The sequence below is a fragment of the Herpetosiphon sp. genome, from assembly GCF_003512625.1.
GTDB lineage: Bacteria > Chloroflexota > Chloroflexia > Chloroflexales > Herpetosiphonaceae > Herpetosiphon > Herpetosiphon aurantiacus.
On the sequence record NZ_DOPT01000089.1, the window covers coordinates 118,739 to 129,984 of the forward strand.

Below are 11,246 nucleotides of genomic sequence, written 5' to 3' on the forward strand. Positions count from 1 at the left end.
ATTCCATATGCAAGGATGAAAATTTAGAAGATTTCTTGCAAACTCACCATTTGCTCACGCGAAGGGCCGACCGAAATCATGCCCAAGCGCACGCCAACCAATTGACTGAGACGGCGAACATAGCGTTGCGCCGCTTCGGGCAACTCATCCAAGGTGCGGGCATGGCTGGTGTTGGTTTTCCAACCAGGATATTCTTCGTAAATTGGCTCAACTTGGCTGAGCACCGAAATTGACGATGGGAATGAATCAAGCTCGGTGTCGTTCCAGCGATAGCCCGTACAAATTTTGAGCGTCTCAACATCGTCGAGCACATCGAGTTTGGTAAGGGCGATCGAGCTAATGCCATTAATTTCGGCAGCATAGCGAGCTGCCACCGCATCGAACCAGCCAACCCGTCGTGGGCGACCAGTGGTTGTGCCAAACTCATGGCCGGCTTGGCGAATATACTCACCAAGTTCATCGGTTAATTCGGTTGGGAATGGCCCACCGCCAACGCGGGTTGTGTAGGCTTTGTAAATTCCGACTACACCATTTAAGCGCATCGGCGGAATTCCCGCGCCTTGGCACGCGCCCGCAGAGCCAGTTGCAGTTGAAGTCACATACGGGAATGTGCCATAATCCACATCCAATAATGCTCCTTGATTGCCCTCGATCAAAATTGGAATATCGCGGCGCAAGGCATCTTGAACCATGGTGTGGATGGGCACGATGTGGGCTTCGAGTTGGCGACCAAACTCCAAATATTGCAGATACATATCATGCAATGAAGCGCTTGGCTGAGCGCCATACATCTTATTCAACACGCGGCCCTTGTATTCGAGCACGCTGGTTAGGCGACTAAGCAAGGTTTCTTCGTGCAGCAAATCGCCCATACGAATGCCCATGCGCGACGCTTTATCGACGTAGGCTGGGCCAATACCACGCTTAGTTGTGCCAATTTCGTTCGCGCCGCGATCTTTTTCTTCGAGCGCATCGAGCGAAACGTGATAGGGCATAACCACATGTGCCCGATCGCTGATATATAATTGATCAAGCGAAACATTGGCCTCACGTAAGGCCTGCAACTCCTTCATCAACACCGCAGGATCGATCACGGTGCCTGCGCCGATAATATTGACGACATTCGCATCGAAAATTCCGGCAGGCGTGAGGTGCAATTTAAACGTGCCAAGATGGTTAATCACCGTATGGCCGGCATTAGAGCCACCAGCAGCGCGAATAACCATTTTAGCTTTGGTTGCCAATAAATCGACAACACGACCTTTGCCCTCGTCGCCCCATTGAGCGCCAAGAACTGCAACGACTGGCATATGTATCACCTTTTCTGTAAGAGGAGCAAATACCGTGGTTATGGGCGACCGAGCAAACGCAGCCGGAATAACGCCCAAACCGTCAAAAAGCCATATTTGGGGTGCATCTTCTTACCTTCCTCGTAAGTACGCCCCAAGTATGTAATTGGCACTTCAAAAATTCGCTCACCCTGCATCAGAACCTTCGCCGTTATTTCTGCCTCAATCCGAAAATCATTGGAAACCAAGTTCATCGAGCGCATAATATCGGTGCGCATCACCTTGTAACAAGTTTCCATATCGGAGATCCAACAGTTAAACAGCAAATTGGTTAAAAAGGTGAGACCTTTATTGCCAATAGCATTCCAGAAATACATGCCCGTATGCCGACCCATAAAGCGCGAACCAAACACGACATTAATCAAACCAGCTTCAATTGGTTTGATCAACTCATAAAAATCGTGAGGGTCATATTCGAGGTCGGCATCCTGAATAATCACAATGTTACCCGTGGCATGAGCTAAGGCAGTGCGGATAGCCGCGCCCTTGCCACGATTTTGGCGATGTTGCACAACCTGCATGTGTGGGTAGGTTGCAGTTAGTTGTTGTAAAACCTGATAGGTATCATCACGTGAGCAATCATCGACGGCGATCCATTGCATTGGGATGGTAATTTGCGCCAAGCGCTCTAGCATGTTTGCAATTGTTGCTGCTTCATTGTAGCAAGGAATTAACACAGATAAAAGCATCATTTTGTCCTAAACATTTAACCCCCAGGCATGAATGCAGCTAGAGCACAACGACAACCAATACAATCAGGATTAATAACACCGCGACGACCACTGCTAAAAATTTGAGTTGCTCAGTTTGGCGTTGTTTGGCAATAATGCCCCGACATTCTGGACAATAGGGAACATCCTCCAATTTTGCGTTCAGCAGTGAGGGAGTTTTGATTGCAGCCCGCACCAACTCTTTGAAGGTGATCAACGGTTGCGCCATGCGCACCTCATCGGCTTTAAGCTGTCGTTTACAGCGAGTACATTCAACAGATGATTCGGAACTCATGGCGCATCCTCATTAAATTTACAATGAACGAACGTAGCGCTCAATTCGTTCTAAGGCAGTTTCGATATTATCCATGCTGGTAGCGTAGCACATGCGCACGAAGCCAGCGCCGCTTGGGCCAAAGGCATCGCCTGGCACAACTGCCACTTTTTCACGATAGAGCAAGCCTTCGACAAAGGCTTCGCTGGTTAGGCCAAGGCTACTAACTTGTGGAAAGACATAGAATGCACCCTGTGGCTCGAAAGTTGGCAAGCCAATTTGGCGCAATCCAGCCACAATCACTTGGCGACGGCGATCATATTCGCTGACCATGCGCTGCACATCTTCTTCGCCAGTTTGCAGCGCCGCTAAACCAGCATATTGGGCTACGGTTGGCGCAGACATAATAGCGTATTGATGGATTTTGCGCACAGCATTAGCAATTTCGGCACTAGCCGCCAACCAACCCAAACGCCAGCCAGTCATGGCATAGGCCTTGGAGAACCCGCCAAGCAAAATTGTACGATCGCGCATGCCAGGCAATTGGGCAAAGCTGGTATGTTCAACGCCATACACCAAACGATCGTAAATCTCATCGGAAAATACTAAGAGATCGTATTGCTCAGCTAGGGCAGCGATATCCAACAAGCGTTCGCGGCTCATCACCGCACCAGTTGGATTATTGGGATAGCCAATCAAGATTGCTTTGGTTTTCGGCGTGATCGCGGCCTCGATTGCCTCGCGGGTTACTTGAAACTCTTGCTCGACCGAGGTGCTGACATACACTGGAACCCCGCCAGCAAACACTACACTTGGGCCATACGCCACAAAACATGGCTCAGGAATAATCACCTCATCGCCGGGATCGATCGTTGCCAGCATCGCATTTTGCAAGGCTTCGCTGACCCCAACAGTAATCAACAACTCATTCTCAGGATCATAATTGAGTCCATATAAATGATTGAGGTGTTTTTGCAATTCTTGGCGTAATTCGATTGTCCCAGAATTCGAAGTATAGGCAGTTTTGCCCTGTTGCAATGAACGAATCCCAGCTTGGGTAATCGTGTAAGGCGTGACGAAATCTGGTTCGCCGATCCCGAGCGAAATCACATTATCCATTGTGGCAGCAATATCGAAAAACCGCCGTATCCCTGAAGGTGGAACGCTCTGCACCCTTGCAGAAAGTCGTTCGCGCGTCATGGCTGCCTCCTTGGCTGCTTGATTTGGATCGCGGGTGTATGATACCACAGTCATTTTGCAAAAAAACATCCCCCTGAATTGCCGCAGCAACTCAGGGGGAACCGATAGTTAATTAAGCCTGAAGCTTATTGGCCAGCTTTGATGATGATGACCAAAATGCCATCGCCCATGCCCATGCTGCTGCGATCAACAGTCATAATGACCAAGGCTTCGCCAGCGCTCATGTTGGCATAAGTCAGGGTTTGCGTACCGGCCATGCCGCCAGTGGTATCAGCACCAGTTGGCATTGAAGTCCAGCCAGCAGCAGTCAATTCGTCATCATAGAAGGTTTTGATTTCTTCTGGGGTTGCAGTTGAGATATAAGCTTGCTTGCCCAAGACAGCCGTGCTGCCAGCGCTACCAGCAAAGCCTTTTTCAAAGCTATCCATGAAGGTATCGGTCAAGGCATCGTCACCTGATTGATATTCTTCGCTGCTTGGTGGGGCTGGAATATCGCTCAAATCACCAGCAGGCATTGGGTCGGTGGTGCTACCGCCAGTGTCAGGAGTTGGATCAGTTGAAGGCATACTACCGCTACCCAAGCGACCAACCGTGGTGAAGATGATCGATTGCTTCATGCTTGGATCAACGGTTGAAAGATCCAGCACGCCGATCATGGCGATGGTGGTCAATTCGCTAGCGCTTGGGTAGACCAAAACTTTGCCGAAGGTTTGATCTTCGACTTGGCCTGTGCCCCAGCCATAGGTTGCCATTTCACCTTCGTAGAAGTCCACAATCGTTTGTGGGTCTTCTTCGGTCAAGTAATAGGTCAATGGTTCGAGATCCAAGCCAGTTTGTTGTTCTTGGTTTTCGAATTCACCTTCCATGCCACCAATTGCTGCATCAATGATTTCGTTTTCGCCCTTGACGTAGGGATCGCTTTGCGGTGGTGCTGGAATTTCAGCAGCAGCTCCGCTTGGATCAGTTGATGGCTCCTCGGTTGGCGCAGCCGCTTCTTCGGTTGCGGTTGGCGCTGGTGCTTCAGTTGGAGCGGTCGTCGCGGTTGGAGCGGTCGTCGCGGTTGGAGCGGCACTACCACCACATGCACTTAATGCAAGGGCAATTAAAATTGCGCTAATCGTCCGTTTTGACATGAGGGTCATTCCTCCTAAATAAAATCTGTTGTCGGCATTCGCATTGCCAAGGGCTTTACGCTCAGCAATGTTCGCGCCACCCATTCATCCTAACTCTCAAATCAAAAACGTGCTATACCAAAAACAGTGTGGTAATAATCACAAGGTTTGGTACGCCGATACATTTAAAAGGTTACAACTCAGCCAAACTCTTGCAATCTGCCACACGAAGCCCTCAGCCTAAGCAATTGCTCAACACTGAGGGCGCTTGAAAACTCAGCAGATTGTGAAGTTTATTTGACGTTAGTGCCAGTCGTGATCACCAGAATTCCAGTGCTGCCAGTCATTGTCAAATCAATCGCGTTGATTGCGGCCACATTGGTATCAGCTTGGAAATTGACTGATACACTGTTGGGAACTGCTGGTGATTCGATGGTTTTCCAACCACGCTTGGGCATTTCAGTTGTATAAAAATTCTTAATTTCATCCATAGTTGCGGTTGAAATATAGAATTTAGTCGTTGTGCCACTGCCAACGTTGGCGGCGCTTTGGTTAAAGCTGCTAACCGCTGCATCAAGAATTGGATCTTGGCCATTTTGATATTCGCTGCTGCTGGGCGGGGCCGGAATGGTTGTATCAGTTACACCACCACCACAGCCAACCAAGCCAACCATCAATACGACGAGCAATACATACCCAAAAAACCGTTGCATGTGACTATCCTCCTACTGGTTGTTAATTGTTACGCAATCATGACGTAGCAATTTTGCAAACCGTTCCTTAAAAGTTAGTCCAATTGCTTGGCAAGGTATTTTTGGTTGTTAAGGCACATCAATGACGATGATTGTGCGTTGTTGACGAACGCATCATACACGCCCTGTCAACCCCTTGAGGGAAGTCAGAAGTCAAAAGGCAAAAGGCATAATAACCGAAAAATACTTGGTATCTCAAATAATCTTCAGCCAAAAGCCTATCGCCATGCACACTTCGTGGATCAATCACCCATAGGCTTCTTCATGTTAAATCCTGAAAACGTTAACGGTTGGCCTCTTGCATTCACCCTCAATATGCCGCATACTGCATAGTACCGAAATCTATAACTCTAGTTCGAGGAGGACGAAGGCGACAATCTGGATTGTTGCTGCTGCGTCCCAAAACCAGCCAGCCATAATAGCGCCGTAAGGCCCGATTGAAGCCGATTGAACCCATGGACCCTGCATCTAGTTTAGAGCTGCTTGGGCTAGCGATGTGTCTCATTATTGTGAGTGTCGCCTCAGCAGCCGAAGCAGCGCTCTCTACTATCTCACGCCACCGAATGAATACGCTGTTGGAGAACGGCGAACGCCGCGCCAACGTGGCTATGCGCCTGTTGGAAGACCCCTATCATCTGCGAATTGGGACGTTGTTGCTCAGTACCGTCGGGACGATTGGCGCAACGGCGCTGCTCTTGACGTTTGTCGCCAATCGCACTGGTTGGCAGCAAGCCTCGTTTCTGTTGATCTTTCTGCTGGTTTGGCTCACCATCGGCACAACCTTACCCAAAACCCTCGCCACCGCCTATCCCGATAGTATGGTGCTTTGGACGGTGCGTCCATTGCGGATTTTGCTGTGGCTGGTTGCGCCAATGCAATGGCTGTTGCGCCAAATTGCCCGCCCAATTGGCTTGGTAACTGGCCAGCATCCTCTCATCGTTACCGAGGAAGAACTGAAATTAATGGTCAACGTCGGCGAAGAAGAGGGCGTGATCGAGGCCGAAGAACGCGATATGATCGAGGGTATTTTTGAATTTAGCGATACGGCTGTACGCGAAGTGATGGTCCCACGGATTGATATCGTCGGTTTGGCTGCGACTGCCTCGATGGAAGAAGCACTGAATTTGTTTATTAGTGCTGGCCACTCGCGGTTGCCGATCTACGACGAGTCAATTGACCATGTGCTCGGAGTGTTGTACGCTAAGGATCTGTTTCCGCTGTTGCGTGATGGGTTGCGTGATGCGCCATTACGCTCCTTGGTACGCCAGTCCTATTTTGTGCCCGATTCGATCAAAGTTGATGATTTGATGCGGGCTTTGCAAAGCCGCAAAGTGCACATGGCGATTATCGTCGATGAATATGGCAGCACGGCGGGCTTAGTCACAATTGAGGATTTGCTGGAAGAGATCGTTGGCGAAATTCAGGATGAGTTCGATAGCGAAGAAGCGCCGATTCAACAGGTTGGCCCTCACGAATGGCTGTTCGATGGTCGGGTCTCAATTGATGCAGTCAATGATGCCACAGAGTTAACATTAATCAATGACGATGTAGATAGTCTCGGTGGCTTCGTTTTGTCGATGTTAGGCTCAATGCCCAAAGTCGGCGATGTTATCCAAGCTGGAGATACAACAATTGAGGTTGTTACGATTCAAGGCTTGCGACCACAACGCCTACGCCTAAGCTTAGCCCATGCCGAACACGAGTTCGCCGAGGTTGGGAGTAATACCGATGATGGTTGACTACCAAGCCCTGTTAGCCAACGCCAAAACCGCCCGCGAACGAGCTTACACGCCCTACTCACGTTTCAAAGTTGGCGCAGCAGTGCTGACGGCCAGCGGACAAATATTCCATGGTTGTAATATTGAAAACGCCGCCTATCCGGTCTGTTTATGTGCTGAGCGTTCAGCCCTCGCTGCGGCTTGGAGCGCTGGCGAAACAGAATTTATCGCGTTAGCAGTTGTTGCCGATACGCCTGGCCCAGTTGCGCCCTGTGGGATGTGTCGCCAATTTATGTTTGAGCTTGCTCCCGATCTGCCTGTGCTGTTGGCAAATTTGGCTGAGCAAACCCAACATACCACGCCACGCGAGCTGCTACCTGGTGGATTTTCACCTGAAAGCCTAGCTCACAATCGTTAATCAAAGATCAAATGTGTATTCGACCAAAGCCCTTGTGTTGCACAGGGGCTTTTTATATTGCCCAACATTGGGGTATTGACTTAGAGCGCACGCAAATGTTTAGAATGCCTGTAACGACGAATAACTAACTGGGAGACACACGCATGCTCAAGCGAACAATTGGCAAAAGTGGTATTGAAGTCAGTGCTTTGGGTTTAGGCTGTTGGGCCATCGGCGGCCCATTCAATCACAATGGCAATCCCTCAGGTTGGGGCCAAGTTGACGATGCTGAATCAATTCAGGCAATTCATGCAGCGCTTGAGCTTGGAGTCAATTTTCTCGATACTGCCAATGTCTATGGGTGTGGCCACAGCGAGCAAATTATTGCCCAAGCGATCGCTGGCCGCCGTGATCAGGTGATTCTCGCCACTAAATTTGGCAATAGCTGGGCTGAAGGCAGCAAAGATTCGTTTGAGCAAATTCCAATTAGCCCTGCCGAAATTCGCCAACAATTGGAAGCCAGCCTCAAACGGCTCAATACCGATTATGTCGATTTGTTACAATTTCACTTGTGGGGCTATCCGGTCGAAGATGCCGCCCCAGTGCGCGATACGCTTGAAAGTTTGGTGAGCGAGGGCAAAATTCGCGGCTATGGTTGGAGCACCGATCGGCTTGATGCGATTAAGCTCTTTGCTGAAGGCCCACATTGTATTGCTGTGCAACAACAATTGAATTTATTGCATGGTCATAGCACGGGCGAGAGCGATGCAATTATCGCCTTTTGCGAAGCCCACAATTTAGCCAGCATCAATCGTGCACCCTTAGCGATGGGTTTGTTGACAGGAAAATTCACCCCCACTACCAGCTTTAGCAGCGATGATGTACGCAGCAAAGTTGCATGGTTTGAGGGGTTTCAGGCCGGCAAGCCCAATCCTGAATGGCTCAAAAAGCTCGAAGCCTTGCGCGAAGTGTTGACCAGCGAAGGCCGCACGCTGACTCAAGGTGCTTTAGCTTGGTTGTGGGGTCGCAGCAGCCAAACCCTGCCAATCCCAGGCTTCCGTACCGTCGCTCAAGCCAGCGAAAACGCCAAAGCCTTACAATTCGGCCCATTGAACCCCAGCCAAATGCAGCAAATCGCTAGCATTTTGCAGGGCTAGCGATACGTTTTTGATCCACGAAGAGCACGAAGGACACGAAACATGGCTCTAGGCTAACGAAATAATTTTAGAAATCACTGATCGTTGATAGCCAATAGTCCATAGCCTAGAGCCTACTCTCTTCGTGCGCTTCGTGTCCTTCGTGGATCAAAAGGCTAATCCCTAAAACACCAACAGCAGCGACACCGGAGAACCAGTGATGTCGCTGCTGTTGACGAAACAACCGCCGATTACCGCATGATCATCGGCAGATAAACTGTTGTTGGCAGGCGGCCAACGATATAGGCATAGCCTTCGATCTGGCTGCCAGCAAGGTCGGCTCCCAGAAGCAAATCGCCATGTCCATCGCCAGTAGCGTCGCCCAAACCGGCTACTGCCCGCCCAAGTCGGCCACCGCCAACAACCCCATCAAGGCTAAAGCCCTGTTCTATCGTCAAATTGGCCAAATTAATTGTATTACTGATCGATGGGGTATTGACCACATACACCCGACCTGTATCAGTGCCAAGGCTACTATCAACTCCATAGGCTCCGATAATTAGGCGTTGATCGCTATAGCCCACCGAAAAACCAGCCTCATCACCAGCTTGCTCTCCCACGAAGCGCACGGTATTGCTCAACGGCTGCGCCAAATCAAGCGTGCCACTGAAAGCTGATCCATAAATCAAATCAACTCGACCAGCGCCGCCAGCAGGAAATTGATCGCTGCCAACCGCCAAATCGCCTCGTTGATCGCCATTCAGATCGCCGGTGCCAACCAAGCTGATGCCAGCGCGATCACTCGCTCCAGCCCCGGCAATCACAAAGCCATTCTGGGCCAGCGCTCCGATAGGATATGAGGCGGTGGTGTTAGCACCCCATACGACGGCCACGCTACCAGCAGCGCTACGCCCAAATGGATCGGCCACATACGAGCCTACCAAAATCTCAGGCTTGCCATCACCGTTCATGTCGCTGGTGCTACCAACCGCGCTACCAGCCCGATCACTTGCAGCAGCGCCATCGATCCGATAGCCATAATTGCTAGCAGTTGCCAAATCGAGGGTTGTGGTGGTGGTTTTGCCCCAAACCACATAGGCAGCGCCAGCATTATCGGCGCTGGCATCGACCCCAATTGCCCCGATCACGATTTCGTTCAAACCGTCATTATTGAGATCTTCAACCCCAGCCAAGGCATAGCCCAAGCGATCGCCTGCAACCGCACCATCAATCCGATAGCCATGATTGCCAAGCGCCGCCAAATCGAGGGTTGTGGTGAGCGAGCCGCCCCAAACCACAAACACACTGCCAGCAGTGGCGCGGTTATTGGGCGATTCGCCCCATGCCCCGATCGCAAAGTCATCAATTTCGTCGCCGTTGACATCGCCAAGGCCAGTGACGCTCCAGCCAGATGAAGCACCCTCACTGGCCCCATAAATTGCCACGCCCCGTTCGGCCAGATCGGGGGCTTGCAAGGTTGCGGTAAGCGCTTGACCCCAAATTAGATAGCTGGTGCCAGCGTTGTTGCGACCCAACGGATCAGCGACCCAAGCACCGACCAAGCTATCGGCCAAGCCATCTTGATTAATATCGCCAGCGTCGGCCACGGCATAACCAGCGTGTTCGCCAGCACCGCCCGTAAACGCCACAATTGTTGTTTCGGCGAGACTTTCGCTGAATTGCGGGGATTCAGCAAAAGCCCAGCCACTTAATCCAAGGGCAATGCCACAGCCGCATAACCCAAGTAATTGACGCAATTTCAAACCAGACCCTCCAAGAACGTGTGCCACGATGAGTTTAGACTGTTATTTCCGACTAAATTGTTTTTATATCGCGAGACTATACTCGATCTTCAAATTCACGTCAAACTGGTATACTAAAGGGAGTTTTTGGCTTGATTAGAGGTATCTAGAAGGAGTGCCCATGGTTCGGGTCTTATTTGTTTGTTTAGGCAATATTTGTCGTTCGCCAATGGCTGAGGGCATTATGCGCCACTTGGTCGAGCAACGAAAGCTTAGTCATGCGATCGAAGTCGATTCGGCGGGCACGAGCCATTATCATATTGGCGATGATCCGCACCACGGAACTATGCGCATTTTGCGCCATAATGGCATTAGCTTGAGCCATCGGGGCCGCCAATTTGGCAAAATTGATCAACAGAATTTTGATTATTTGATCGCGATGGATACCCAAAATCGGCATGATATGCAGGCGGTTTTAGGCTCAAACGGGGCTGAGGTACGCTTGATGCTTGATTATATTCCCAACGGAGTCAAAGGCCGCGATGTGCCAGACCCTTGGTATACTGGCAATTTTGAAGAAGTCTATGCGATGTTGCACACTGCCTGTAATGCTTTGCTTGATGAAATTGTCGCAACAAAACTGTAATAGTTAATAGTATGCCCTCACCCTAACCCCTCTCCCACTGCGGCGGACGAGGGGCGTGCCAAGCTTCATGATCACGGGATTCCCCCTCGCCTCGCGGGCGGGAGAAGGGCTAGCGTACAAGGGTAGGTTTCTGCTACGAACCACCGATAGATTGGTTCATCGATGCATGGATGATAGCCTTGATTGCCCTTGAGGGGGTGCAGGGGGATT

11 protein-coding genes are annotated in these 11,246 nt (G+C 50.5%); 4 read left to right on the forward strand and 7 right to left on the reverse strand.

All coding sequences use genetic code 11. The features are described 5' to 3' along the window. Nucleotides 1–23: 23 nt before the first annotated feature. The 6 genes from DEF47_RS19380 to DEF47_RS19405 form a co-directional block, all read right to left on the reverse strand. Nucleotides 24–1,310, reverse strand: a complete 1,287-nt coding sequence (locus DEF47_RS19380) for an adenylosuccinate synthase (RefSeq protein WP_012192116.1) — start codon at nucleotides 1,308–1,310, stop codon at nucleotides 24–26. Between the two features lie 38 nt (nucleotides 1,311–1,348). Then, the gene (locus DEF47_RS19385) at nucleotides 1,349–2,041 is read right to left on the reverse strand and encodes a glycosyltransferase family 2 protein (protein ID WP_012192115.1); all 693 of its coding nucleotides are present in this window, start codon (nucleotides 2,039–2,041) and stop codon (nucleotides 1,349–1,351) included. 37 nt (nucleotides 2,042–2,078) lie between these two features. After that, nucleotides 2,079–2,354, reverse strand: coding sequence for a hypothetical protein (locus DEF47_RS19390; protein ID WP_012192114.1), 276 nt, complete (start codon nucleotides 2,352–2,354; stop codon nucleotides 2,079–2,081). Between the two features lie 18 nt (nucleotides 2,355–2,372). Beyond that, complete coding sequence (locus DEF47_RS19395) at nucleotides 2,373–3,533, reverse strand: aminotransferase class I/II-fold pyridoxal phosphate-dependent enzyme (RefSeq protein ID WP_012192113.1); 1,161 nt, start codon at nucleotides 3,531–3,533, stop codon at nucleotides 2,373–2,375. A gap of 125 nt (nucleotides 3,534–3,658) precedes the next feature. Next, entirely contained in the window at nucleotides 3,659–4,666 is a 1,008-nt protein-coding gene (locus DEF47_RS19400) for a hypothetical protein (protein WP_012192112.1), read from the reverse strand. A gap of 272 nt (nucleotides 4,667–4,938) precedes the next feature. Further along, nucleotides 4,939–5,358: a hypothetical protein gene (locus tag DEF47_RS19405; protein WP_012192111.1), complete on the reverse strand. Its 420-nt coding sequence runs from the start codon at nucleotides 5,356–5,358 to the stop codon at nucleotides 4,939–4,941. A gap of 494 nt (nucleotides 5,359–5,852) precedes the next feature. On the opposite strand from DEF47_RS19405, the gene DEF47_RS19410 reads away from it, so the two are divergent. From DEF47_RS19410 to DEF47_RS19420, 3 genes are all read left to right on the forward strand, one after another. Further along, nucleotides 5,853–7,136: a hemolysin family protein gene (locus DEF47_RS19410; RefSeq protein WP_012192110.1), complete on the forward strand. Its 1,284-nt coding sequence runs from the start codon at nucleotides 5,853–5,855 to the stop codon at nucleotides 7,134–7,136. Continuing rightward, nucleotides 7,126–7,533, forward strand: a complete 408-nt coding sequence (gene cdd / locus DEF47_RS19415; protein WP_012192109.1) for a cytidine deaminase — start codon at nucleotides 7,126–7,128, stop codon at nucleotides 7,531–7,533. Before DEF47_RS19410 ends, cdd begins: the two co-directional genes overlap by 11 nt. Nucleotides 7,534–7,676: 143 nt before the next feature. Further along, the gene (locus tag DEF47_RS19420) at nucleotides 7,677–8,669 is read left to right on the forward strand and encodes an aldo/keto reductase (protein ID WP_012192108.1); all 993 of its coding nucleotides are present in this window, start codon (nucleotides 7,677–7,679) and stop codon (nucleotides 8,667–8,669) included. A 230-nt stretch (nucleotides 8,670–8,899) separates the two neighbouring features. Here the strand turns inward: DEF47_RS19420 and DEF47_RS19425 are convergent, their stop codons facing one another. Next, the gene (locus DEF47_RS19425; protein WP_012192107.1) at nucleotides 8,900–10,411 is read right to left on the reverse strand and encodes an integrin alpha; all 1,512 of its coding nucleotides are present in this window, start codon (nucleotides 10,409–10,411) and stop codon (nucleotides 8,900–8,902) included. A gap of 160 nt (nucleotides 10,412–10,571) precedes the next feature. On the opposite strand from DEF47_RS19425, the gene DEF47_RS19430 reads away from it, so the two are divergent. Further along, the gene (locus DEF47_RS19430; protein ID WP_012192106.1) at nucleotides 10,572–11,036 is read left to right on the forward strand and encodes a low molecular weight protein-tyrosine-phosphatase; all 465 of its coding nucleotides are present in this window, start codon (nucleotides 10,572–10,574) and stop codon (nucleotides 11,034–11,036) included. Nucleotides 11,037–11,246 lie beyond the last annotated feature (210 nt).